21 protein-coding genes are annotated in these 25,141 nt (G+C 44.8%); 5 read left to right on the forward strand and 16 right to left on the reverse strand.

What is annotated here, in order from left to right:
* Positions 1-202: 202 nt before the first annotated feature.
* A complete protein-coding gene (locus tag QT987_RS25845) occupies positions 203-1,225 on the forward strand; it encodes an Npun_R2821/Npun_R2822 family protein (RefSeq protein WP_333245985.1) in 1,023 nt (340 codons plus the stop codon).
* Positions 1,226-1,228: 3 nt separating this feature from the next.
* Here the strand turns inward: QT987_RS25845 and QT987_RS25850 are convergent, their stop codons facing one another.
* From QT987_RS25850 to QT987_RS25870, 5 genes are all read right to left on the reverse strand, one after another.
* A complete protein-coding gene (locus tag QT987_RS25850; RefSeq protein WP_333245987.1) occupies positions 1,229-2,179 on the reverse strand; it encodes an NAD-dependent epimerase/dehydratase family protein in 951 nt (316 codons plus the stop codon).
* Positions 2,180-2,380: 201 nt separating this feature from the next.
* Positions 2,381-2,800 (reverse strand): hypothetical protein, encoded by a 420-nt coding sequence (locus tag QT987_RS25855; protein ID WP_445300361.1) that lies wholly within the window; start codon positions 2,798-2,800, stop codon positions 2,381-2,383.
* Positions 2,801-2,914: 114 nt separating this feature from the next.
* Positions 2,915-4,591, reverse strand: coding sequence for an AarF/ABC1/UbiB kinase family protein (locus tag QT987_RS25860; protein ID WP_333210330.1), 1,677 nt, complete (start codon positions 4,589-4,591; stop codon positions 2,915-2,917).
* 29 nt (positions 4,592-4,620) lie between these two features.
* Positions 4,621-4,797: a hypothetical protein gene (locus tag QT987_RS25865; protein WP_190742171.1), complete on the reverse strand. Its 177-nt coding sequence runs from the start codon at positions 4,795-4,797 to the stop codon at positions 4,621-4,623.
* 211 nt (positions 4,798-5,008) lie between these two features.
* A complete protein-coding gene (locus QT987_RS25870) occupies positions 5,009-6,166 on the reverse strand; it encodes a DegT/DnrJ/EryC1/StrS family aminotransferase (RefSeq protein ID WP_333245989.1) in 1,158 nt (385 codons plus the stop codon).
* Between the two features lie 127 nt (positions 6,167-6,293).
* On the opposite strand from QT987_RS25870, the gene QT987_RS25875 reads away from it, so the two are divergent.
* Positions 6,294-7,073, forward strand: coding sequence for an ABC transporter permease (locus tag QT987_RS25875; protein ID WP_333245991.1), 780 nt, complete (start codon positions 6,294-6,296; stop codon positions 7,071-7,073).
* A gap of 178 nt (positions 7,074-7,251) precedes the next feature.
* A complete protein-coding gene (locus QT987_RS25880) occupies positions 7,252-7,890 on the forward strand; it encodes a Uma2 family endonuclease (RefSeq protein ID WP_333245993.1) in 639 nt (212 codons plus the stop codon).
* Between the two features lie 59 nt (positions 7,891-7,949).
* Here the strand turns inward: QT987_RS25880 and QT987_RS25885 are convergent, their stop codons facing one another.
* The 5 genes from QT987_RS25885 to QT987_RS25905 form a co-directional block, all read right to left on the reverse strand.
* Positions 7,950-9,839 carry a hypothetical protein gene (locus QT987_RS25885; protein ID WP_333245994.1) on the reverse strand — a complete coding sequence of 630 codons (1,890 nt, stop codon included), beginning with the start codon at positions 9,837-9,839 and terminating at the stop codon, positions 7,950-7,952.
* 159 nt (positions 9,840-9,998) lie between these two features.
* On the reverse strand, positions 9,999-10,673 hold the full coding sequence (locus QT987_RS25890) for a nitroreductase family protein (protein WP_333245996.1): 675 nt from the start codon (positions 10,671-10,673) through the stop codon (positions 9,999-10,001).
* A gap of 261 nt (positions 10,674-10,934) precedes the next feature.
* Positions 10,935-11,921: a GntR family transcriptional regulator gene (locus tag QT987_RS25895; RefSeq protein WP_333053807.1), complete on the reverse strand. Its 987-nt coding sequence runs from the start codon at positions 11,919-11,921 to the stop codon at positions 10,935-10,937.
* 209 nt (positions 11,922-12,130) lie between these two features.
* Complete coding sequence (locus QT987_RS25900) at positions 12,131-13,693, reverse strand: adenylate/guanylate cyclase domain-containing protein (RefSeq protein WP_333245998.1); 1,563 nt, start codon at positions 13,691-13,693, stop codon at positions 12,131-12,133.
* A gap of 180 nt (positions 13,694-13,873) precedes the next feature.
* On the reverse strand, positions 13,874-15,262 hold the full coding sequence (locus QT987_RS25905; RefSeq protein ID WP_333053805.1) for an aminopeptidase P family protein: 1,389 nt from the start codon (positions 15,260-15,262) through the stop codon (positions 13,874-13,876).
* Positions 15,263-15,657: 395 nt separating this feature from the next.
* Between QT987_RS25905 and QT987_RS25910 the strand changes: the two genes are divergently transcribed.
* Together QT987_RS25910 and QT987_RS25915 are read left to right on the forward strand one after the other, a co-directional pair.
* The gene (locus QT987_RS25910; RefSeq protein WP_333245999.1) at positions 15,658-16,101 is read left to right on the forward strand and encodes a DUF4332 domain-containing protein; all 444 of its coding nucleotides are present in this window, start codon (positions 15,658-15,660) and stop codon (positions 16,099-16,101) included.
* 29 nt (positions 16,102-16,130) lie between these two features.
* On the forward strand, positions 16,131-16,490 hold the full coding sequence (locus QT987_RS25915; protein ID WP_333053803.1) for a Spx/MgsR family RNA polymerase-binding regulatory protein: 360 nt from the start codon (positions 16,131-16,133) through the stop codon (positions 16,488-16,490).
* Positions 16,491-16,492: 2 nt separating this feature from the next.
* Here QT987_RS25915 and QT987_RS25920 read toward each other — a convergent pair whose 3' ends face one another.
* From QT987_RS25920 to QT987_RS25945, 6 genes are all read right to left on the reverse strand, one after another.
* Positions 16,493-16,909, reverse strand: coding sequence for a GNAT family N-acetyltransferase (locus QT987_RS25920; protein ID WP_333246001.1), 417 nt, complete (start codon positions 16,907-16,909; stop codon positions 16,493-16,495).
* A 105-nt stretch (positions 16,910-17,014) separates the two neighbouring features.
* Entirely contained in the window at positions 17,015-17,614 is a 600-nt protein-coding gene (locus QT987_RS25925) for a Uma2 family endonuclease (RefSeq protein WP_333053801.1), read from the reverse strand.
* Between the two features lie 308 nt (positions 17,615-17,922).
* On the reverse strand, positions 17,923-19,476 hold the full coding sequence (locus QT987_RS25930) for an NAD(P)H-quinone oxidoreductase subunit N (RefSeq protein WP_333246009.1): 1,554 nt from the start codon (positions 19,474-19,476) through the stop codon (positions 17,923-17,925).
* A 435-nt stretch (positions 19,477-19,911) separates the two neighbouring features.
* Positions 19,912-20,925: a poly(ethylene terephthalate) hydrolase family protein gene (locus QT987_RS25935; protein WP_333246003.1), complete on the reverse strand. Its 1,014-nt coding sequence runs from the start codon at positions 20,923-20,925 to the stop codon at positions 19,912-19,914.
* A gap of 269 nt (positions 20,926-21,194) precedes the next feature.
* On the reverse strand, positions 21,195-22,571 hold the full coding sequence (locus tag QT987_RS25940) for a response regulator (protein ID WP_333246005.1): 1,377 nt from the start codon (positions 22,569-22,571) through the stop codon (positions 21,195-21,197).
* Positions 22,568-25,141, reverse strand: a 2,574-nt coding sequence (locus QT987_RS25945) for a PAS domain S-box protein (protein ID WP_333246007.1), incomplete at its 5' end; no start/stop codon positions are given. The genes QT987_RS25940 and QT987_RS25945, both read right to left, overlap by 4 nt.

Consider the following 25,141-nt stretch of genomic DNA (forward strand, 5'->3'; position numbering starts at 1 on the left):
CAAACAAGCTTGGAAGAACAGGCAAGATGCCTGTTCCACAATTCATAAATTTTGTTGTGTTTTTGACACCAAACAAGCTTGGAAGAACAGGCAAGATGCCTGTTCCACAATTCATAAATTTTGTTGTGTTTTTGACACCAAACAAGTTTTGAATGAGTATAATTCTTCAATCTAAAATCTAAAATCTAAAATCTAAAATCCGATGACTGATGGCATTTATATTCTAGCAAACGATGTTGTTTTTGACCACTTAGTCGCTTTATTGAACAGTCTCGAAGTCAATGGGGCAAAAAATATTCCTGTTTGCATCATTCCCTATGATGACAGAATGAAAAAAGTGCGAGTAGAAATTGCAACTCGTCCTCATGTCACCCTGTTTGAAAATACCGATTCCATCATTTTATGGGAAGACTTTGCGACTCAAGTTTGGAAAACTCATGCAAAAGCTCAAAAAGTATGGAAATCTCAAGGTTGGAAACCAGTTCAATGTTTGGAAATGCACCGAAAATTATGTTGTTTCGACGGCCCTTTTGATAAATTTATCTATTTTGATGCAGACACTCTGTTAATGGGTTCTCTAGATTATATTTATCAAAAACTTGATGATTTTGATTGGGTAGCAAACGATTTTCAATACAAATCCGACCTCAATTATATATTTGATTTGTCCTCCCCCAAATTACCTCAAATTTTAAATATTGACGAACTGCAATCTCATACTTTTTGTGCGGGTTGGTTTGCGTCAAAAGCGGGGGTTTTAAATCGAAATAATTGCTCTCAATTTTTAGAAAAATTAACATCAGGAGAAGCGGAAATTATGTCTTTGCGGGGGGCTGACCAATCTTTACTTAACTATTTAGTCGCCCGCAGCAAAATATCTTTTTACAACTTTGCATATGCTGAACCCGAACAGGTAACGGGAAATCATTGGTCTTCTCAATTTGATGTGATAGATGATGTTTTATATGATAAAGGACGGCGGCTTACTTATTTGCATTACATGAGTATTTCGGCTGCAAAGTTTACTCGCTTGTGTGCTGGTGAAGATGTGGAGATTCCTTACCGAGATGTATTTCTGCATTACCGCTATTTGAATTCGTCGGAAACACAGCCAAAACTCGTGCCTCCAAATGTGTTGGTTCGCTTGGGGAGAAATCTCAAAAGTTGGGGAATTAAAAAACTTAATAATGTTCAATTTAAGTTGCGGAATTTTGGGGATAAATAGTATCTAACTGTACAAAGACTGAATCCACTCCCATTCGCGCCTCAATCCTTCTTCTAGAGCAACCTGCGGCTGATAACCTAAGATTTTCTTGGCTTTAGACACATCTGCGCTAGTGTGCCGCGCGTCTCCCCTCGCAGCTTCGGTAAAATCTATGCGAATAGGTCGATCGACAATTCTCTCTATTGTATCAATAACTTCCTTCAAAACCACCCGACTTCCCCCACCAATATTAAAAACTTCCCCCGCAGCTTCGGGAACCTCAGCCGCCGCTAAATTCGCCGCAACGCAATCGCTGATAAACGTAAAATCCCGCGTTTGCAATCCGTCGCCGAAAATAGAAATCGCCTCATCAAACAAAATCGACTTAAAAAACTTGTGAAAAGCCATATCGGGGCGCTGTCTCGGCCCGTAAACAGTAAAATAGCGCAGCGAAGTAGTCGGAATGCCAAAATTTTTGTAATAAAGTCCGCACAAACGTTCACCGGCTAACTTCGTAATTCCGTAGGGAGAAACCGGCTGCGGACAAGCATTTTCATTCGTGGGAAAAGATTCAGCATTGCCGTAAATTGAAGAAGAAGAAGCATAGACAAACTTTTGCAATCTTGGCGCATCTTTAGCCGCTTCTAACAATACTTGAGTGCTGTTAATATTGCGTTCCGTATAGCTGCGAAAACCGTCGCCCCAGCTAGCACGAACTCCTGCTTGCGCCGCCTGATGAAATATCACCTTAGCATCAGATAAAAGACCACGCCAATTTAGAGACAAAATATCGCCTTCCACCAATTCAAAACCCGGATACTTTTCAAATCGTGCAATATTCTTGCGCTTGAGAGCCGGATCGTAATAATCGTTGAACTCATCAACACCAATTACCGTCTCCCCTCGATTTAAAAGAGTTTCTACTAAGTTAGAGCCAATAAATCCCGCCGCACCTGTAACAATTAAAATACTCATTCGATTTTAGATTTTAGATTTTAGATTTTAGATTTTAGATTTTAAAAATTTTACACAAATTATTGCCTAAGTTGTCATCTTCTTCTTTGTCTTCCTCTGCGTTCTCTGCGTTCTCTGCGGTTCAAAAAGCATCAAATTAGGAGAATCTTAGACAACTATCAACCTCATTCCTTCTCAGAAAAGAGGGTTGATAGTTAAATTTCATTGTTCAAAAGAATCCAAATCCAGCGCTTGAGAACCTCCGCGTTCTAGCTCGATCAAAAGCTTACCCAACTGAGTCCAAACTAGCCAACCCGTGAGTACCGTCAGCGGCAAGGCTAGCGCATAACAAAGTAGTTTGGGGAAGCCAAAAATCTCCATCCCAGAAGCTAAAAATACGCAAATACCGCCCGCCATTCCCAGAAAAGGTATGACCAATTGCAGCCTTGGCAGGTTAGCCAAGGTGCGAGTAGAACGATTTTTAGACCACTGTTGTACGGATTGTTTGAGAGTTGCTTCAAATGCTACGCCGGAAGCCATACCTGCTAGTAATCCAGCCGACATTAAAAAATAGGGAGGTTCTGGAAAATAATACACGAATAATTCCTTAATTTGGGTAATAGGAAATGGGGAATTGGGCATGGGGCATTGGGCATTGGGCATTGGGCATTGGGTATTGGTTGTTAGTTATTAGAACCAACAACTAACAACCAATAAATAACCAATGACTAATGACTAATGACCAATGACTAATGACTAAAATCGAGTTAGCGCGGCTGCTCCTGCTGTGGAAAACTCCGTCAAAGCGCCTAGAGCAACGTTGAACAGGCGACTGGGCTGCAAATCTTCCTTGACTAAGTTCCACAGGCTGCGAACTTCTTCGGTGTGGATTCGATCGTCCTCAATCAAAGCTAACATTAGCTGGCGTCTCAAAAACGAGCCTTCCTCGGACAGCAAAAATTGCAAGCCTAGTTGGGCGGTGGGGAGCAAGTCGAAACTGCGATCCGATCGGGCGATCGCGATCATGTCCTCTAACCTGTTCCACTGGAATTTGCCATCTTTGAATAATACCTCAATCAGACGCCGCCGCAGAGCCGGAGATTCTCCGTTCAACAAACGTCGCGCTACATAAGGATACGCCACCTCGACTATCTTGAAATTCGGATTCAGCGTCAGGGCCAAACCTTCTTCTGTCACCAGAGAGCGAATAATTAAGGCAAATTTCGCCGGCACCCGGAAAGGATAATCGTACATCAACTCCGAAAACTGGTCTGTAATCGTCTTGAAGTTAAAATCTGACACCTTTTCGCCGACGATATCACCCAGTACAGATTCCAACGCCGGGACGATCGGCATAATATCTGTATCTGGAGTCAAAAAGCCAAGTTTGACAAAATCCTTCGCTAATTGTAAGTAATCTTTGTTGATCAAATGAACGACAGAATCAACCAAAGTTTCTTTAGTTGTTTCTTCCATCTGATCCATCATCCCAAAATCAATGTAAGCCATGCGGCCGTCCGCTAAGGCAAACAGATTTCCCGGATGGGGGTCAGCGTGAAAAAATCCATGTTCCAGCAACTGTCGCAAACCGCTGCGGACTCCGACTTCAATTAAACTATCGGTATCCAAACCTGCGGCTTTAACACTTTCCATATCTGTCAGCTTGATGCCGTCAATCCATTCAAGAGTCAGAACGCAATTTGAAGTATAGCGCCAGTAAATGCTCGGAACTTTTACTGTCGGGTCGTCGGCAAAATTTGTCGCAAATTTCTCGGCGTTGCGGCCTTCATTGATATAATCAATTTCCTCGAACAATTTGATACCGAATTCATCGACGATTAAACAAAGGTCGTGACCGAGATTCAGCGGCAGCAACGGGCCCAACCATCCAGCGGCCCAGCGCATTAAGTAAAGGTCAAGGCTCAATACGGGCAGCAAATTCGGTCGCTGAACCTTGACTGCTACTGCTTCCCCGGTGAGGAGGCGAGCTCGGTAGACTTGACCAAGACTTGCCGCGGCGACAGGTTCGGGGGAGATTTCGCTGTAAGTTTCGCTAATTTTGCGATCGAGTTCCGCTTCAATAATCTCGAAAGCGCGCACCGAGTCAAACGGCGGCAATTGATCCTGAAGTTTGATCAATTCTTCGAGAAAGTCTTTGCGGATCAAATCCGGTCTGGTAGAAAGTGCTTGGCCGACTTTAATGAAAGTGGGGCCCAAGCGAGTGAGTATTTGTCGTAGGTGGGTGGCCCGTTCCGGCTGGTGTGCTGCGACTTCATGCTGCCAACTGTCCCACAGCATCCCCAGAACGAAGCCTGCAAAAGACCAAATAACGGTAATTGCGCGCCAAATTGCTTTCCAAGGACGTTTGCGGTAATACTGAGCGATCGCTTGTGGATCGTAGCGTCTAGCCTGAGTGAATTGATACTGAGGCACTCGTTTATTTTCCTCTTATCTTCTGAAAATTACAGGTTAAATTGAGAATTGGGCATCGGCCATCGGGCATCGGGCATCGGGCATCGGGCATTGGGGATGGGAAGTCGAAAGTTCAAACATTCTTTATTTTTTCTTCTTCCTTCTTCCGACTTCCATCGGGCTTCTTCCCTCTTCCTTCTTCCTTCTTCATCATTGACCGATCGCACTGCAAGTTTTAGGCGAGCGGAAAATGCACCCGTTCGAGGCGGATTGCTAGCCTAAATTTGTTTCTTTTCATTAAATATAGTACATAAAAGTACAAGTGATCGGTCAAAATACTTAACCGTTCTCCCTGAACGCTGCACATTCTCACACCACTGCAACCCTGCAATTCTTTTCTCCTCCTGCATTTCCCTCGCTGATGCCATCGCGCCAAAGCTACCGGATGCGATCGGCCTTTGCCAAGCAATCTTTCAGCCCATAAATCGTCCGCTCTTGTTGATCCCTCGACAGTTCCGGGAACATCGGCAAAGACAAGACTTCGCGACAAACTTGCTCAGCCTTTGACAACTGACCTGCTTGATAACCCAAAGATTTGTAAACAGGTTGCAGGTGCAAAGGTAACGGATAGTAAACCATCGAACCGATGCCAGCTTCCTGCAACTGAGCCCGCATCCAATCTCGAAAATTGCCAGAGGGATTTTGGGCGTCTTCTGGACTTGTCAGCCGGATCGTGTATTGATTCCAAACTCCTTTTGCGAACGGCAATTCTTTGGGGACGGCAACTCCGGGCACGCGGGAGAGAAATTCGCTGTAAAGTGTCGCTTTCTCCCGTCGCTGCGCGTTCCAACTGTCGAGATACCGCAATTTAATACTGAGAATCACCGCTTGCAGGGCATCTAAACGGCTGTTGTAGCCGATTTCTTCGTAGAAATACCTAGAAGACTGTCCGTGTTCTTTGAGCACTCGCATCGAAGCTGCCAGGGCTGGATCGTTTGTCGTCACCGCGCCACCGTCACCGCAAGCGCCTAAGTTTTTGGTCGGATAAAAACTGAAGCAGCCGACATGGCCAATGCTGCCGACTTTTCGAGACTGCCACTCGGCCCCGACAGATTGGGCGCAATCTTCAATTACGGCTAAATTGTGCCGAGTCGCAATTTCCATCAGCCGAGTCATGTCTACCGGTTGGCCGAAGATGTGCACTGGCATAATTGCCTTGGTTTTGTCGGTAATTGCCGCTTCGAGGAGCTCGACATCCAGATTAAAAGTATCGCTGTCAATATCGACAAATACTGGAGTCGCACCGACGGCGCTAATTGTCTCAGCCGAAGCAAAAAAGGTAAAAGGAGTGGTAATCACTTCATCGCCGGGGCCAATTTTGAGAGCTCGCAAGGCCAAAATCAAGGCATCGGTGCCGGAGTTGCAGCCAACGCACTCGGAAACGCCGATGTAGTCGGCGAACTCTCGTTCAAAACTCTTGACGGCCGGGCCGCCTACGTAGCCGCCAGAGGCAAGCACTTTTTGCACCGCAGCGGTTATTTCGTCGCCAAGGAGCGCGTATTGGCGGGTTAAGTCGAGGGGGGGAACATTATTCACTTTTGACACCACAAATTTCAAGCATTATCAAAGCAAATTCTTGCAGCAAAACTGTTTCTCAGAAACCTTTATTGCAATATCTTATATTTGGACAGGCAAACAATCACATTATCGAAAGGGTGGGCCGGTGTTAATTCTGCTAGATTTTACAGATTTGGGTTGGGCTTTGGGGATGGTGGCGATCGCGATCGGGCTTTCGGCGTGGCAGCAATTGGGATTGGAGGGGGCGATCGCGATCGCGGCGGGGCGCACCCTGATCCAGCTAATCTTAGTCGGATACGTGCTCGCCGTCATATTTGACCCGGAGGGGAAAAATCCTTGGCTGGTTTTAGCAGTTTTAGCAATCATGCTGACAACAGCTAGCATGGTTGCCAGCAACCGCATCAGCAAAAAAATCAAGAACTTACTGCCCTTAGTTTGGGGTTCAATTTTTATCAGTACGGCCTTGACTCTCGCCTATACAAACTTGCTAATTTTGCAACCTGACCCTTGGTACGAACCGCAATACCTGATTCCCTTAGCGGGTATGATTTTGGGCAATGCGATGAACTCTGGGGCGATCGCGGGCGAAAGACTTGTCAGTACAGTTAATAGCAGCCAGTTAGAAATAGAAACCCATTTAAGTTTAGGTTCCACGCCACAGCAAGCAGTAAAGCAGTACCGCAAAGATGCCATCAAAGCTGGATTAATCCCGCTTTTAAATACAATGACGGTGGTAGGAATCGTAACTTTACCCGGAATGATGACAGGTCAAATGCTGAGCGGTGTCAGTCCTCTCGATGCAGCATCTTACCAGATTTTGATTATGTTTGTGTTAGCGCTGGCAACTGTAATCGCAACTCTGCTGTTGACTGAGGGATTGTCTCGGAAGTTTTTTAATCAAGATGCACAATTGATCAAATGGTAATTGGGAATTGGGAATTGGGCATTGGGCATTGGGCATTGGGCATTGATAATATAATGTAGGTAGGAACTTGTATGTGGCAGTATTTTTATGAACAGGCAAGATGCCTGTTCCACAAAGAGTGAGTTATCTTGTGGGGTGGGCTTCTAGCCCGCCCTAGCCATCACTAAGGAGAATAACCATGATTCAAACAGCAACTAAAACGCTAACTTTTGAAGAATTTGCGGAATGGAAGCCACAAAACGGACGTTATGAACTGCACAATGGAGAGATTGTTGAAATGTCACAGCCATTAGGAGACCATGAAGAAGTTATCGGTTTTTTAGCCTCAGAGTTAACTGCTGAGTTTAGAAAGGTAAAACTTCCGTACTTCATCCCCAAACAAGCATTAGTTAAGCCACTGGAAAACGAATCAGCTTATTCGCCCGATATTCCGATATTAAATCGCCCCAACTTAGCGTCAGAACCTATGTGGAAAAAATTCTCAACCGTGACTCAAGGAGCATCAATTCCGCTGGTTGTTGAAGTAGTTAGTACCAACTGGCAAGATGACTACATCAAAAAAGTAGGGGAATACGAACTAATCGGGATTCCCGAATACTGGATTGTGGATTATCTCGGTTTGGGCGGCCGGAGATTTATCGGGAATCCCAAGCAACCGACTATTTCGATTTATCGGTTGGTTGATGGTGAGTATGAAGTTAGTCAGTTTCGGGGAGATGATAGGATTGAGTCGCCAACTTTTCCTGAGTTAGATTTGACGGCGCAACAAGTTTTTCAGGCTGGATTGACTGGGGATGAAATTGCGGGCGATGCGTGAGTGTAAATATTGCGATCGCTCAGACAGATTTTTCGCCCTCACGCACCCTAAAACTACAACTACTTCGGTTCGTGACTCCCAATCCGCTTGCCTTCGCCATCGTACACCTGCATAGGGATTTTGGCGTTTTCGGCGATCGCCTCCAAAGCTTTTTGCAACGTTTGAACGTGGTTTTCTACAGCTTGGCGAGTCTTCACAGCATTGTTGTTGTTTGCTTGAATGAAAGTTTGTTGCAGTTTCTGCACGTAACCTGGAGTCATCTGCACCGCAATCAAATCTTTGCTAACAGTATAGTCGCAAATCTTGGGGTTGCCTTTGCAAGTTCTATCTAAATCCGTGCGGGCTTTTTGCAGGTTCCTTTCTTCCTGCAACTTTACTTCTGCTTGCTGCAATGAAGCTGTGTAGGAAGCGATCAGCGGTTGGGCTTTCTGAGAATAGGCAGTTGCCGCCGGCACTTGCTCCGCGTAACTCAAAGCTCTTCGCCAGGATTCTGATGCTTTAAACCAGGCGTTTTTGCCCTCAAAAATTTGAGCTTCCGCTGCTAAAGTCACAGCTTGAGTATAGGCATTTTCCGAAATTCCTTCGACATTTTTGCGCTCGCGAGCTTCGGAAAGTTTGGTTTCGTATTTGGGAACTAACAGTTTAGCTTGTTGGTAAGATGTCGTGTTCGTGGGAATTTCTGATAGGATTACGAGGGCTTCTTCCCAACCTGATTGCACTTGAGCCCAAGTCTCGGCTGTCTGAGCTACGGCTTCGCGAGCTTCTGCTATTTGGGCTGTACTTTTGGCCGCGAGCAGCGTTTTTTCCGCTGTTTTCTCTGTGCTTAACTGCCGATTTCCAGTTGCTAAATTCTTCCGGTATTCCTGCTTTTTTTTCTGAGCAAACGGATAAACTGGACTGTCTGCAGGGATTTCTCCGAGTTCGGCGATCGCACGTTGCCACAGAGCTTGCGCTTCCTGTCCGTTCTCGGCAGAATAAGGCGGATTTTGGGTTTTCTGGGCTGCTGACTGTGCGAGGCGCGCTCCATCGATCGCAGAGTTTAAATTCTGATTTTGCTTCCGATAGCTTTCCAAGGCGCTTTGAGCTTCACCACGATGAATTGACCAGGAGGGAATCGGTTCCAAAAGGGCGATCGCCTGTTTTAACTGTTTCTGCGCTTCTTGGGGGCTGTTGGCAACTTTTGAGGTTTTCAGCGTCTTCGTCGAATTCTCGCTCAACTGTTTGGCATTAGCTAAAGCACTACATTCTCCGATGACGCAGGGGCGGCTCAGCATATAATAACCGCCTGCCAAAACTAGCGCCGCGACACTGATGATTCCTACTGCAGCCAGCATCGCAAACGGTGACTGCTTGGGTTTTTGGGCAACTGTTACCGCTTCCATATCCAGCGGATTGAAGGGATTGTCTGCAATATCTGCCGGGATTGCTTGCACGCTGAAGGCGATCGGATCGGAATTGCTGGAACTCTCAGAAAAATTGGGGAAATATTCTTCATCCCACGCATCTTTCTCATCTGTTTCTAACGGTATCTCCTCCTCTACATCCGCCGTCTGTACCACATTTTCTGTTAAGACTATCCCCGTTTCTTCAGCAGGGGGATTCTCGGTTTTTTTGAACAACAGCACTGTTTTTGGTTTTGACAAAACAGGGTTGTGCATGGTAAAAGAATGGAAAGCATAAGGCTGTTTTTGCCCGGTAATTTTTAGGCAAAGTCCAATCTGTTGAATAGATTCTGGTTTTATTTCGAGAATTGCTGCTTCTAGCACCGCAAAAGTCGGTTTGGCTTTGAGAACTAAACTACGCGGGTGTTCTCCCACAACCGTTAAAGATTCATCTCGAAAATCGCAACTAATATAAAGCGGTAAGTTTTTAAATCCGGCTGCTTGCAAGTGTTGCTGCAATTTTACTTCTAGAAGTTGGGCGTTGCTTTGGATCGTTGCTGCTGTCATATTTTCTCCTCTGTCTTATCTCACAAGTTTCGATTTTAGATTTTGAATTTTAGATTTTAGATTGCAGAACAGTCGGGATTTTGGATTTGTTTGAACTTTCACCCCGATTCATTCCAAATCTTAACTCTGAAAATTCAAGTCGCCACAAAATCTTAACTCTCAAATCTCAGCTTGCAAAGCCTGTCCATAACTTTCGCTGTAATAAACTTGAGTCACATCAAAACGTCCGCCATATTGTTTGAAAGGTGCGGCTGCATAACCAAGCGGCAGCAAACAGCAAACATCTACTTCTTCGGGGATTTGAAAGGCTTCTTTCACCTTAGCGCTGACAAAACCTTCCATCGGACAACTGTCTACCCCAAAACTTTTAGCTGCAATCATTAAGTGGGCTACTGCGAGCATTGTATGTCTGTTTGTCCAAGCTTCTAGGGAGTCGAAGCAGGGACGGTTATCGAACAATTGCGGGATTGCTTGTCGCATATAACCGGCTAAATTGTCATTCATTGCGCCTGTGGTTTTGCCCAATTCGATGACGGCTTCGGTGTTTTCGGGGCTGCCGGCGCGCCGATCGCCACAACAGATTAATACTACTGGGGCTTCTACCACTTGGCGCTGATCGAAGGCGCAAGTTTTTAATTTTTCTTTGCTGGCTGCGTTTTGAAGTACGATAAACCGCCAAGGCTGCAAGTTGTAACCAGAGGGCGATCGCACTCCCAATCGCAAAATCTCTGCCAATATTGCTGGGGGAATCGGATCGGGTTGGAAGCTGCGCGCGGCCCGCCGGCTTTCGATCGCCGTTTTAACATTAATTGAAGGTTGGATTTCAATTGTCATGGATAATTGGTAATTGGTAATTGGTAATTGGTAGTTGGGAATTGCGTATCCGGTATCGGGTACTGGAAGTTGAAAGTTACAAGTTCAGTCCTGGACGAATAACCTAATTATTTAGGGTGCGCCGTGGGCAGCTTACGCCCATTAGGAATTGGGAATTATACCAGTTCCCAAAAGGATGCAACTCTAAAGAATATCCCAACCATTATGCAGTCATTCCCAATTTTTTAATCGAAAATCGAAAATCGAAAATCGAAAATGGTATCATCCCAAGCCCAACTCGCGCTTGAGCAAATTAATCGACTTAGATCCGATGTAATTTTCGGAGCATATCAGTTGCGGGGGACGAATAATATCTTCTCTAGCCGCATTGATGGCAGCTTTTACTGTAGCAAAACTCGGTTGGTCGCAAAAAATTGTTCTGGCCGATCGCACGATCGAGTTAATCTTGTACTCGTCTGAAACCAAGGCCGTCATCACCAGCAAATCCTCTCCCCGGATGCTGTGGATGATGACTTCGGTCGATCGTAGCATTCCCGGACTCAGGCTAACGAGACCCAAATAACTGTCTTTCGGCAAACCCCCGACTAGCTGGATTTCCTGGCTGTAGTCATAGATGTCTACGGGAATAACTCGCACTGAACGCGGTGCCGAAATCGATTCTGCTTCTCCGATAAAATATCGACTCGTGATCACAGTTCCCGAAGAGATTTGATCCAAAAAAGTACCTAGCTGTTCCATCGGCACTAACTGTATGGGAATACGGAGAGCTTGTTCGAGTTCTTTCGCCATCAGTTCACCCACGCCGATGTCTTCTGTGGGGGCTGTGACGACCACGCGGGCGCTGCACCTGAGCCGCCAGTCAATTTCGGTCAAAAATAATTCCCTCGCTTGGTTGAGCGTACAGCCCTGTTCCAGCAGTTGATCGATACTTCCTTGTACTATTTTGTTAGCCAGGGGATATTCTTCGAGGATCGGAGATTTGAGTTTGTTGCCTACAACTTCGTTGCCTTGAGCGCGGACGTAAATGCCCGATCCTGCTTGGGCTTCTACGAGTCCGGTATTTTCGAGCTGGCGGTATACTTTGCTGATGGTGTTGCGGTGCAAACCCGTCTGCATGGCTAGCTGTCTGGTGCTGGGCAAGCGGTGTCCGGGCGGAAATTGTCGCGAGGCGATCGCAAACCTGATTTGATTGAATAGTTGGGTGGATGCTGGAATATCGCTATCGGTTTGAATATGAAATTGAACCATTATTAAAGGCTCCGACGACTTCAACTTAGTATTTTTATAAGGTCGAGTACCGCGCCTAGGATTGCTGCGATATCTCTGTCTATAGCATAATCTTATTTGGTTGATCTGCAGCAGCCGTTCTACCGAGCGAGCGATCGCGCCTTCGAGGCGATCGATCGCAGCCTGCAGAGTTTCCTCAACAATCAGGTACTTTCAACTCTTAGCTTTATTTACTCTACAATTTTGAGATCGCTTACTGTTTTTCTACCCGTCAGCAAATAAGTTTGCATTTGCCCTTTACCTTTAATCTCGATCTCGCCACGATCTTCAAATTCATATTTATCCTGCAGTAAGTCATAAGTATAGTGGCTGACTTGAATGCGGCCTGTTATGCCGTGAGATTCCATGCGGCTGGCTGTATTTACCGCATTTCCCCACAAATCGTAAATGAATTTTTTAGTGCCGATTACCCCCGCTACCACCGGGCCGCTATTAATCCCGATGCGGAGGTCAAATTTCGCGTCTAGCTTCACATTTAATTTCTCAATTGCTACTAGCATATCCAGCGCCATTTCGGCGATCGCCTCTGCGTGGTCTGGACGTTCAATGGGAATACCTGCTGCTACCATGTAAGCATCCCCGATCGTCTTAATTTTTTCTAAGCCGTGCTTCTCACTCAGTCCGTCAAAAGCTGAGAAAATTTCATTCAGCAAGTACACTAATTTAGTGGCAGACATGGTAGTAGAAATTTGGGTGAAATTCACCAAGTCAGCAAAAAGAATTGTTGCTTTTTCAAACTTGTCTGCAATTACCCCCGGTTCGTGCTTCAACCGAGTGACAATCGGTTCTGGCAAAATATTTAGCAGTAAACTTTCTGTTTTTTTCTGTTCTTTCATGAGTGCAGACTCCATCTGCCTGCGCTTAGTTATGTCATGAAAAAACACAGAAATGCCGTCGTGAGAAGGAAAAACTCGGACTTCCAGCCACACTTTTAAGGGACGATAATATTTTTCAAATGCCACCCCAATTTGTTTGGCGACAGCTTCATGATACTCTTTATAAAAATCCGAATTCACGAATTCTGGAAACTCTTCCCAAAAATTTTTACCATAAAGTTCTTCCTGCGAGCGCTTCAAAAATTGCGAGCCTTTGTAATTGACGTAAGTAAATCGCCAATGGGTGTCGAAAGCAAAAAAAGCATCGCTCATTCCTTCTAAAAAATTGACAATTTGCTCGTCTGTAGAACGGAGTTTTTCTTCTACTTGTTTGTTCTTGATCTGTGCGCGCTTTAATTTAGTCAGATTTATTCGCAACTCCATCTGGTGAATAATTTGCCGTCCTAAAGTCCGCAGCGCTTCTAGCTGTTGTGGGGTGAGATTACGAGGAACTGTATCTATCGCGCACAAAGTGCCGATCGGATAACCATCAGGAGTTACTAGCGGGGCTCCAGCATAAAACCGAATATTTGGATCGGAAGTTACTAGCGGATTGCCGACAAAGCGATCGTCATCTAGAGCATTGGGTACAACTAGCAATTCGTTGGGATTTAAAATAGCGTGGGCGCAAAAAGCTAACTCTCTCGGAGTTTCTGGCGCTTCCAGACCAACTTTGGATTTAAACCACTGTCTGTTAGAATCTATTAAGCTAACTAAAGCAATCGGAGTGCCGCAAATATAAGATGCTAAAGCTGTTAGATCATCAAAAGCTGCTTCGGCTTCTGTGTCGAGAATGTTGTAGCGGTGAAGTGCTTCTAGCCTCTCTTCTTCGTTGCTGGGCAAAGATGCAGCTTGCATCGGAGGCCGCGAGGATCTAGGTTTACGAACAATGCGTGGAAGTATTAGTGCAGCGAATTTTCTGACTTGCGAGACCACTTTTTTAGCTAATATCGAAAGACTTATTTGCCAACCTTTATTCATCTTTATCTTTTTTCACACCTGATGGAACTGCGTATGTGCGATCTAACTCGGCTCAACTTACGTATTTACCGCAACTAACTCCTCAATCTCTGGAGCTGTTGTGGGCAATTTCCCTGTCAATACTTCTCTACCCTCATCGAGGACAAGTATATCATCTTCTATGCGTATTCCGCGCACATCGGCAAATTTTTCCAACTCCTCCCAGTTCACAAAATCTTCATATTTTGCGCGATTTTCTGGGTGATTTAAGATTGCCGGAACTTGATAAAATCCCGGTTCGATCGATACTAGCATTCCCGGACGCAAAACTCGATTCAACCGCAAAAACCCCAACCCAAACCGACTGCTTCTGGTTCTTCCTTCTTCATAGCCAGCCAAATCGCCTAAATCTTCCATATCGTGAACATCCAAACCGATTAAATGTCCGATACCGTGCACAAAAAATAGCGCATGAGCATCCATGTCCACCAAATCTTCAACATTACCCCGCAAAATACCTAAATCAACTAATCCTTCCGCCATAATCCGAGCAGCTAACAGATGAATGTCTTGATATTCCACCCCCGGACTAATTTTATCAATACAAGCATCGTGCGCTGCCAAAACTACATCATAAATCGCTCTTTGAGTCGGAGAAAACTTGCCAGAAACCGGCCAAGTGCGAGTCACATCAGCCGCCCATCCCGTTGATGTTTCCGCACCGACATCTGCTAACAACAAATCTCCGGTTTGTAGGGGATTGTGATAATGTTCGCTGTGCAGCACTTCTCCATGCACAGTCACGATACTGGGATAGGCATAGGTCATGTTTTTGGAGATGATGACACTTTCCATTGCAGCGCGCACCCCCGCTTCAATTTGAGCATTTCGGGTTGCCACCATTCCCGCTTTGTGAGCTTCTACGGTGACAGCGGCAGCTTGACGCAATTCTGCCAAACTGGCTGCATCGTGGCTCAGGCGCAGAGATATAATTGCCTTGGTTAATTCTAGGTCAATTCCGGTTGGCGATTTGGGCGGTGCGAGAGGGCGATCTAGAATTTCACGCTGTTGCAACTGAGTCCAAGAATCCTGAATTGCGATCGTTGCTGCATTTGTAGATCGCGATTTCAATTCGGCCATTGGGAAAGCAGCATCAGCCCCAATTAGTGCGGCAATTTCTGCTCTTTTCGGCATTTCTCCGTGCCAAAGAGTGCTGCTAGCAGGTGCGTCATCTAAGAACAATTCTAATTTGCCCGATTCTAAGCGAATGGCAGCATTTTCTAAGGGCAAACCAGCAAAATATAAAAAGTGACTGCTGGCACGAAAGGGATAAGTAAGTGCCGGATAATTGCGAGGAATGCTGCGCCCCGACCATAAAATTACCGGAAAATTAATTAAACTGGCCAGTTTTTGCCGCCGTTGGTGTAGAATATTAGTTAACAAATCATCACCTTGTGTAATTGTCATGGGTAAAAACCTATAATTTTGAGTTGGGTTTGCAGTCAGCCACAAGTTTTTGCATTCTCAGCATTAAAGCCCTAAAATTCTGACGGTCAATTTGGCAGCCATTTTTGAGAAAATTCTCATCTGTCACTTATTTTTTGCTAGCATTTATAGGCTGTCTTTTTTATAGTCTTTGTCGTCATCGCCCGGATGATGTGGTTAAGCAGTAAGCCTGAGCCACAGGCAGGAAAACCGGCTGAAAGTGCTACTTTGTAGGAAATTAGCATAATTATCACAACACCCGCAATGAGTCAAATTCCTTGGTCTGGTTTTTGTTGATAGGGTGACGTGAGCGATATCCTCTATTGACTGTTTTATAATTTAGACTTTAAAGTATAAGTAAAATTCACTGAAAAAACATGAAAATTTCTCATAAATCTCCTCAAACTTCTGTGCAACTACGCGATTGGCCGATCGCACATTTACCGGGATTGAGCAAGGAAAACCAATCTCAACTGGAAGAGTGCAGCATCACCACAACCGGACAACTAATTCGCCTGACGAAAACGCAAGCGGCGAAAGTGTTGCTAGCCAATCAATTACAGATTAACATTCAATATGTTAATAAATGGGTAGCGATGGCAAATTTGGCTGGAATTCCAAGTGTAGGGTGTCAGTATTGCGGGTTGTTACTGCACGCCGGCGTTGCTTCTCCGGCTCAATTGGCTCAAATGCCCGTGGAGAGATTGCACCAACAAGTTTTAAGGCTGCACGTAGCGACAATGCAGCGCAATGACTTGACTCCTTCAGTCGATCGCGTGCAAAAATGGGTTCAACAAGCTAGATTAGTCAGTAGTCATTAGTCATTAGTCATTAGTTAGTAGTCATTATTATGTCAATTCAAGTTTACGGAATCCCCAACTGCGGAACCTGCAAAAAAGCTTTCCAGTGGCTCAAAGATAGCGATGTTAATTACGAGTTCATTAACACAAAAGAACAGCCGCCGACTCGCGAAACAATTCAAAGCTGGGTAGCTGCTTTAGGTTTTGAACCCATGCGAAATACTTCCGGTCAATCTTACCGCGCTTTGGGCGATGACAAGAAAAATTGGACTAGCGAACAGTGGGTAGATGCTTTTGCTAAGGATGCGATGCTGCTGAAACGTCCTCTTTTCGTTAAAGATGGAACGGCTGTTTTAGTAGGTTTCAAAGAAGACGTAATTCGAGAAAAATTGGAGCTTTCAAGGGGCTAAGTTCAGCCAGTTGTTCGCCGCAAAAACTTAAGTTCGCCCACATCATCCGAGAAACCCCAACGCTCGTAAAACGGCATCATGTTCGGCAAACAATTAAGATAAAAATGCTCGACAGCTTGCAGTTTGGGATGAGTTAAAACTGCATCCATCAACTTCGCGCCCAGTCCCATTTTTCTGTGTGTCGGCTTGATGATGACATCAAAAATCATGGCTCTGTAGACAAAATCGGTAATGACGCGGGTAATGCCAATTAGTCGATCAGTCTCATCGACAAAACCAATGGTAACATCAGTTGCCGCCAGCATTTTCACAACATCCTCCCGCGTCCGCTTGTCGCTCCAAAACTCGTTTTTGTACAAATCCATCAAGTCGGAAACCTGGCTTTCGGTCAAAGTTTCGACAATTCGGTAGTTATCCATATCTTCCCTCATAAAAATTAGAAGACTAAAGTCCTCACCACCCACCAAGTTATTATTGTTTTACTGTTACCAAGCTAGACATTGCTTCACCCCATAGCATGAAGTTTACTGCTGCACTTCCGTTTCCGGGCTTTCAAATACCACTTTTGCATAAATCTCGCTCATCGACATTTGCACTCCCAAGGAAGCAAAAGAAACTGTTGCTGTCTCTCCCTCATATTCCCGAAATAACCATTCATTTGGTTCGGTTTTAATATATTGTGCGACTAAAAACTCAGATTGATTGACTAACACATATTCACAGAATTCAGGGATAGATCGATAAAACCGAAACTTATCCTCTCGATCGAAATCCTTGGTAGACTTAGAAAGCACTTCCACGATGAGCATCGGATTGAGGATCTCATCACTGCGTCCCTCGGTAAAAACTGGCTCCCCTTCAATCACCATCACATCCGGGTAAGTTCCCCGTCGATACCGAGGAATCCACAACCGCAAATCGTTGTGAAAAAGCTCATAGGGCTGCCCCTCAAGCAAATTTCCCAAGACTCTACTCAAATTTCGGATAATCCGGCTGTGATTAATACTACCACCACTCATTTGTACAATTTCTCCATCGCGGTATTCATTTCTAAACTCAGCAGTTTCCTCTAACTCCCGGTACTCATCTGGAGTATAAAACTTTGCCTTACTTTGTACTAACATTGTTGCCTCTGTACTAACTTTTATCTGCGTTAATCTGCGTTAATCTGCGGTTAAAAATCAATACGGTTCAGTTAAGCCCGATCCCCCCTAGCCCCCCTTAAGAAGGGGGGGACAAGAAATTACTCAAAGTCCCCCTTCTTAAGGGGGATTTAGGGGGATCTCCGAGGAATAAACAGTTTTAACTGAACCGTATTTGGTTAAAAATCATAATTAACAGTATATCACAACAAAAAAGAAACGCCCAACTTCACAGAGTCAGGCGTTTTCCACTATTTCAAAACCAGGAAAAATTAATCCCGGCGAGACACCTAATTCGAGTCAATTTTAGCAGCCACAACAGGTTGCACATAACTCAATGCCGACTGCAACATGGGAGTTTTGGTAACAGCATCATTAGCCAAATTAAACAAAGGGTTCGACAAAATTCCCGCCAATGTTGTCGCCACCAAGGTGAGTACAACGCTGACTTGCAAAGGCCGCATTCCCTGAAGGTTCCAGCGAACTTCGGGATAATTTTTCACCGCGTCTGACATTTCTTGAGGTTCTTTTACTACCATCATCTTGACCACGCGGATGTAGTAGTAAATCGAAACTACGCTGGTAATTAATCCCAGAATAACTAAACCGTAAAGTCCTGCTTGCCAGCCGGCCCAGAACAGATAGATTTTGCCGAAAAATCCAGCCAGGGGCGGAATTCCACCGAGAGAAAGCAGGCAAATACTTAAAGCTAAAGTTAACAGCGGGTCTTTTTGGTACAAACCTGAGTATTCGCTAATTTGGTCGGTTCCAGTCCGCAGCGAGAACAGGATTATGCAGGCGAAAGCGCCCAAGTTCATAAACAGGTAAACCAACAGATAAAATATCATGCTGGAGTAACCGGCTTCTGTTCCTGCAATCAAACCCAGCATCACAAAACCGGCTTGGGCGATCGACGAATAAGCCAAAAGCCGCTTCATGCTAGTCTGGGCGAGGGCAACCACATTTCCTAACACCATGCTGAGAATGGCTAAGGCCGTGAACACGAAGTGCCACTGTTCGATAAGTGCGGGGAAAGCAGTTGTTAACAAGCGGATTGCTAGGGCAAAACCGGCTGCTTTGGAACCGACAGAAAGAAAGGCAACAACGGGTGTAGGAGAACCTTCGTAAACGTCTGGAGTCCATTGGTGGAAGGGAACCGCAGAGATTTTGAAGGCGATGCCGGCGATCGCAAAAACTAAAGCAATCACCAAACCGAGAGATTGACCTTCATTCACAGTAGAAAGGTTAGCAGCGATCGCACTTAACTGAGTTTCGCCGCCCGACAATCCGTACAGCAGCGAAATCCCGTAGAGAAACACCGCCGAAGAAGAAGCCCCAATTAACAAATATTTCAAAGCAGCTTCATTGGAACGCGGGTCGCGTTTTGTGTAACCCGTCAGCAAATAAGACGAGATACTCAGAGTTTCCAACGAAATAAAAATCATCACCAATTCATCAGCGCCGCTGAGGAACATTCCCCCCAAAGTAGCGGTGAGTAAAATGCCGATGAATTCCGCTAAAGCAGTACCAGTTTGCAGTACATAGCGAACGGATATCAAAATAGTGACAGCCGCAGTCAAAGCGATAATTCCGCGAAACACTAAACTCAAGGCATCGCTGTTAAAACCGCCTAGAAACGAGATGGTATCAACGTTATCCCACTGCAAACACAAGGCAGCGACGGCGGCTAGCAAACCCGCAACGGCAACGTAGGGAGTCCAACCAGATGAACTGCGGCCTACGATTAAATCGCCGACGAGAACCACCAAGAGGGTGATGATGACAATTCCCTCTGGCAAGATAGTTCCAGCATTTAGCTGGGCAGCAAGAGTAGCAAAATCCATATTTTCAGGCAGGTTGGGTAGTACAAGCCGCAAAGGCTGTAATGGGCTGTGAACTTGTAAAAATTCTTTACCAAACACAGATTGTAGCGGATTACAGCTTCGCGATCCCACTTGGGCGGGTGTTTGTTGCCGGAGAGTCGGCGGGGAGTCGGCGGGGAGTCGGCGGGGAGTCGGCGGTTGAAACCGCGTCTATACAAACAATGTCTGCCTCCGCAGACTGAAGAATTTAGAGGAATATCATGTCCTAAGAGAACTACCACAATCAGATGGGTTCGATCGTTGGGACTTTACTCAACCGTTATCGATATAGAATTACTGTACATAGATGGTTAACACAATATAGTGCTCGCCGTCTGTCAGATAAGTGATGCCCAATAATAAAAATGTAGGCACACTATCTATTAGCCTTAATCTATCTTACGTTTTTTTAGGTAGCTACTTAGAAGATGGTTTGGGAACTGCAACGGTGGTAACACGGACATTCGGATCGATGGCGTCACCTTGAGAATAAATATAATCAAATGCCGATCGATCTTTAAGCATATGTGCCCGCAAAAATAGCGCGCTCCAACGGGCGATCGTTTCAATACCCACGGCTCGCTCTAAGGTAGCAGTATTGCGATCGGGCATCGCACCAGCGGGGTTATTAACATCGGTAATGCCGAAGTGATTTGCACCCATAACAGTAATCAAAGCTTTGGGTGGTGTTTGAATTTGGTCAAAAGTGCTTTGAGCTCGATCGGGCAGGGCGACACCATCGATAGATCCTTGAATCAACGCCACTGCAATGCCATCATTAGCGATGGGTACAAATTCATTAGCAATAGGATTCCGCAAGTTAGCTCCAAAAAATGCAGCAGCTAATAGTTCTTTCGGGCGCGTAAATGGCTCTTGACACAAATACAATTCTGGGAGACATTTGTTAGCAATCACCGATAACCCCACTGCACCACCAAAAGAATGACCCAATAAACCAAGGCGCTGCGTATCGATAACAGACGCGATCGGAGATGTGGGCTTTGTGTTTTCGATCGCCATTTGAGACAAAACCGCCGCAATTTGCGAAGTTTCCGACGCCAAATTAGGCGGTGAAGTGGGATTGAAGGGCGAAGGCCGCAAATGGTTCGGAACGACCACCACAAAGCCGTACCGCGCCACCAGGCTAGCGTAATCTGAATAAAATGATTTATCTACAAGCGCACCTTGCAATAAAAGCACAATGGGAAAAGAGTAATTACCAGAATTAATATCGGATGGTTTAGGATAATAAATATCAGCTAAATCGTTATTGCCCGATATAGTCGTACTGTAAAAGCTAGTCTCTTTAAATGGCGGTCTATAATCGATTGTTGTCGCAAAAACTTTGCCACCAATGACAACAAACGCAGCAATTACACAAACAATTGCTAGGGTTTTTGCGGAAAAAATATCGGGGTTTAAATTCATCATTATTTTGGGTTTGAGAGTGCGTGCATAAGCTACTAAAAAAAAGCAAGTCGGCGACCCTTGGTAATTTAACGAGCGTTACCGGAAAAGGTTTCCGACTCTGTGACAAATAGTAGGGGCGGGTTCACCAACAATACCAGCCAATAATTGATAATCTTAAAAACCCGCCCCGACCGGGATATTATGGTTAATCGATCGAACATGATATGACTCCTAAATAAACACGATTCCCGATCTTACACCATTTTTGAATACTTGAAGTTTAGTGTGGCTTATAGCCCGACCAAATCCTCTTTATAAAAACCTTTTCTAGAGTGGTAAATCGGAATTTCGATTGCCAATGTCGCCCCTTGATCCGGTATCGAAAAACAACTCAGTTGTCCCCCGTGGTCGTCCACTACAATAGTATAGCTAATCGATAACCCCAAACCCTTTCCTGTGCCCACTGTCTTCGTTGTAAAAAATGGCTCAAATATGCGTTGTTGAATATCTTCGGTTATGCCTGGGCCATTATCAGTAATATAAATACCCACTTGAAAGTCGGAGAGTAACTTCGTGCAAATAGTAATAGTAGGGATCGAGCTGCTATCATCTACATCATTTGCCCAACGTTTTGGGGATTGCAACGCTTCAATCGCATTAGTCAGAACATTCATAAAAACCTGATTCATTTGCCCCGCGTAGCATTCTATCTTTGGCAGATTATCATACTCTTTTACCACTTTAATTATCGTTTGCTGTGCTTCATCTTTCAGCCGATGCTGCAAAATCATCAGCGTACTCTCAAGTCCTTCATGGATATCCACCGCTTTTAACTCAGCTTCATCGAGTCGGGAAAAATTCCGCAGCGATTGCACTATTTCTCCAATTCGGTCAGCTCCTATGCTCATAGAAGCAATTAGCTTCGGCAAGTCATTCCTGAGAAAAGCGAAATCGATTGCCTCCAGTTGTTCCTGGATAGCTGCTGTGGGATTGGGGAAATCTTCTGTGTAAAGTTGCACCAGCCTCAGCAAATCTTCAGTGTACTCCCTTACGGGCGAGAGGTTCCCTTTAATGAAGCTAATCGGGTTGTTAATTTCGTGAGCTACCCCTGCTACGACATTCCCTAAACTTGACATTTTCTCGCTTTGGATGAGCTGAGCTTGTGCATTTTGTAACTGTTGTAGAGCCAGCTCTAGTTGTTGGGATTTATTCCGCTCTTTAGCCTCAGACTCCTGCAATCGCGCATTTTGCTCGTGCATTTTTTTTTGCAAACGCTGAATAGTTAGTTGATTTTCGACACGAGCTAAAACTTCTTCTAAATGAAATGGCTTGGTGATGTAGTCTACTCCTCCCACAGCAAATGCTTTGACTTTATCCAAGACTCGATCTAGGGCGCTCAAGAAAATAACTGGAATACCCGAAGTTCTGCCATCCGCTTTTAAATGTTGGCAAACTTCATAGCCGTTCATCTGGGGCATCGTGATGTCCAATAAAATCAAATCTGGCGGGGTAGAACGCGCTGCTTTTAATGCCATTTCCCCGTTGATTACCCCCCTAACTTTATATCCTTTGTCGCTCAACATAGTCGATAAAAGACGCAGGTTGTCGGGGGTATCGTCAACCACTAAAAGATTGGCAACATGAGATGCTAATTGCTGGCTGTTCATGGGATTATTTGTTCGGTTAAGTCAGTAATTTTATCAAATCGAAAATTATGAATCCAATCGGTGAGAATCTCCGCAGAAAAAGTATCGGATTCAGGGATTGTGGAGACTAAACTTAAAATCAGGCAGGCATCAGCATCGATAGCTCCATGATGTAACTGTCTCACCCAATCCGTAGGCATTGTCGCCAAAGTTGTCCTTAATTTTTCAGTTTTTTTCCCTTCTTTTACACTCAAGTCTTGACCCTCAAGGTGAGATAATGTAACGTTCGGTAAATCTTCATAAATATACTGTACCCCTAAATGTTCAGCCATTTTGGCAAAAATCACTTCTTCTTGAAAAGGCTTGCTCACAAAATCGTCACAGCCTGATGATAAAACAATGGCTCGCTCTTCCTCAAAAGCGCTAGCGGTCAACGCAACAATTGGGGTAGCCTCATCTTGAATCTTGGCTTTAATTTGTCTGGTAGCCTCATACCCGTCTATCACAGGCATTTGCATATCCATCCAAATTAGGTGAGGTTTCCAAGTCTCCCAGATTCTAATAGCTTCTTGACCATTTACTGCTTCGCGCACCTCCAAGCCAAGCGGTTCGAGAAGATCAACCAATAGCAAACGGCTCTCCCATTTATCATCAACCACCAAGATGCGATATGAGGGTTGGTTGGGTTGTAAACCAATTACCCGCCTTCTTGATTGTCGAGGTTGAACTTCAGCCATCTCTGGGGAACTAATTTGGATATCAAAACTAAAAATTGTTCCTCGATGCAAGGTACTGCTGACGGTAATGTCTCCTCCCATCAGTTGTACGAATTGTCGGCTGATTGGTAAACCCAAGCCTGTTCCTTCTTGAGATTTCCGACCTGCGTCAGTTTGCACAAAAGCCTTAAATAAAGAATCTAGCTCAGTAGGAGCAATGCCGTAACCAGTGTCTTCCACTTCAAACGTAATAGTCCGTGGTTCGTTGTCTGTTGGGGACTTTTGTTTCGCACTAATTGCTGCAACCCGAAGCGTCACACTTCCCTTGCTCGTAAACTTTATCGCATTTCCTAGCAGATTAATCAATACTTGACGCAATTTACTTTCGTCAGTTTTTACATACTGAGGAATGTTAGAATCGATGTGCCAACTGAGCTGTAAATCTTTAGAATCCGCTTTAATTTTGAGCATTTCTTCGAGAGAATGGAGCAAATGATACAGGTCAAAGCTAGTAGGATTTAAGGTAATCCGACCTGCCTCTATTTTAGACATTTCCAGCACGTCATTAATCAGCGTCAGCAAATGCTCGCCAGAACGACTAATGATGCCTATCTGTCCCTGCTGTATCTGAGAAAGGGATGAGTCGCGCGCCAGCACTTGGGTAAAGCCGAGAATTGCATTGAGGGGAGTTCGCAATTCGTGACTCATTTTTGATAAAAATTCGCTTTTAGCCTTGTTAGCCGCATCTGCAACTTCTTTGGATTTTTGTAAGGCTGCCTCTGCTTTTTTACTTTCCGTAATATCGCTAGCTGTGCCAGTTATTCCGAGAATTTTTCCCTCGGAATCCCGCAATACAAGTGAATTAAACCGGAGATTGATAGGTCTACTATCTTTAGCTAATTGTATAGTTTCATACTGAAATACAGACTCTCCATTCAGCATACGTTGGAATATCTTTTTATCTTTTGGAAGTTGTTCAGGTAGCTGAAAATCACTAAATTTTCGCCCTATCATTTCTTTAGGCAAGTAGCCAAATATATGTTTTACAGCAGCGTTGACGAAGGTATAACGCCCTTCGATATCAAGTGACCAAATCATATCCTGCGATGTTTCAACTAAGTCACGGTATTTAGCCTCGCTTTCTTTGAGCGCTTCTTCTACCCTTTGACGCTCGGTAATGTCGTTAGTGACTAAGAGAATACACGCTTCTCCACCCAGCTCAATAATATCTGCTGATACCAGCATCTTCCTCACCTCGCCTGATGAAGTACGACAATCGAATTCCTGATTGCGAAGCATTCCTGATTCTTGCAATAGCTGTCTGTATCTGTCACATTCTTCTAAATTACCCCAAAAATTCAAATCAATTGCTGTAAAACCAATTACCTGTTCGCGAGAGTAACTAAAAGTGCTGAGGAAACTGTCGTTCACTTCGATGTAGCGTCCATCTGCGAATCGGGCGATCGCGATCGGGTTAGGACTGGAACGAAAGGCTTTAGAAAACTTTTCTTCAGACTTGCCCAAGGCTCTTTCTGTCTGCATCCTGACAGCCATTTCCAGTTGCAATTCTTGCGTTCTTTCTATAACCTTACGTTCCAGCGTTCGCGAGTATTCCCCTAATTGATCGTAAAGCTGAGCATTTTCAATGGAAATAGCAATTTGGGCAGATAAAAGTTTTAACAATTCTAGGCGATCCGTAGTAAAAGCCCCTTCAGTCAGGTTATTTTCCAAATAAAGAAGGCCAGTCAGCTTACCTTGATGCAGCAGAGGAGTACAAAGAATAGATTTCGGTTGAGTGGCTGCAATATAAGGATCGCGGGTAAATTGTCCCTCTTGAGCCGCATTATTTAACACCACATTTTCCTGAGTGCGAAT

Origin of the sequence: Microcoleus sp. SVA1B4, from assembly GCF_036700545.1 — a bacterium.
Taxonomy (GTDB): domain Bacteria; phylum Cyanobacteriota; class Cyanobacteriia; order Cyanobacteriales; family Microcoleaceae; genus Microcoleus.

Bases quoted from the DNA above. Each gene is read 5' to 3' on its own strand.
- QT987_RS25895 (WP_333053807.1), bottom strand. From the start codon at position 11,921: ATGGTTCAATTTCATATTCAAACCGATAGCGATATTCCAGCATCCACC.
- QT987_RS25850 (WP_333245987.1), bottom strand. From the start codon at position 2,179: ATGAGTATTTTAATTGTTACAGGTGCGGCGGGATTTATTGGCTCTAAC.
- QT987_RS25905 (WP_333053805.1), bottom strand. From the start codon at position 15,262: ATGACAATTACACAAGGTGATGATTTGTTAACTAATATTCTACACCAA.
- QT987_RS25900 (WP_333245998.1), bottom strand. From the start codon at position 13,693: ATGCAAGCTGCATCTTTGCCCAGCAACGAAGAAGAGAGGCTAGAAGCA.
- QT987_RS25935 (WP_333246003.1), bottom strand. From the start codon at position 20,925: ATGATGAATTTAAACCCCGATATTTTTTCCGCAAAAACCCTAGCAATT.
- QT987_RS25925 (WP_333053801.1), bottom strand. From the start codon at position 17,614: ATGTTAGTACAAAGTAAGGCAAAGTTTTATACTCCAGATGAGTACCGG.
- QT987_RS25855 (WP_445300361.1), bottom strand. From the start codon at position 2,800: ATGCCCAATTCCCCATTTCCTATTACCCAAATTAAGGAATTATTCGTG.
- QT987_RS25940 (WP_333246005.1), bottom strand. From the start codon at position 22,571: ATGAACAGCCAGCAATTAGCATCTCATGTTGCCAATCTTTTAGTGGTT.
- QT987_RS25890 (WP_333245996.1), bottom strand. From the start codon at position 10,673: ATGACAATTGAAATCCAACCTTCAATTAATGTTAAAACGGCGATCGAA.
- QT987_RS25920 (WP_333246001.1), bottom strand. From the start codon at position 16,909: ATGGATAACTACCGAATTGTCGAAACTTTGACCGAAAGCCAGGTTTCC.
- QT987_RS25910 (WP_333245999.1), top strand. From the start codon at position 15,658: ATGAAAATTTCTCATAAATCTCCTCAAACTTCTGTGCAACTACGCGAT.
- QT987_RS25885 (WP_333245994.1), bottom strand. From the start codon at position 9,839: ATGACAGCAGCAACGATCCAAAGCAACGCCCAACTTCTAGAAGTAAAA.
- QT987_RS25915 (WP_333053803.1), top strand. From the start codon at position 16,131: ATGTCAATTCAAGTTTACGGAATCCCCAACTGCGGAACCTGCAAAAAA.
- QT987_RS25880 (WP_333245993.1), top strand. From the start codon at position 7,252: ATGATTCAAACAGCAACTAAAACGCTAACTTTTGAAGAATTTGCGGAA.
- QT987_RS25930 (WP_333246009.1), bottom strand. From the start codon at position 19,476: ATGGATTTTGCTACTCTTGCTGCCCAGCTAAATGCTGGAACTATCTTG.
- QT987_RS25845 (WP_333245985.1), top strand. From the start codon at position 203: ATGACTGATGGCATTTATATTCTAGCAAACGATGTTGTTTTTGACCAC.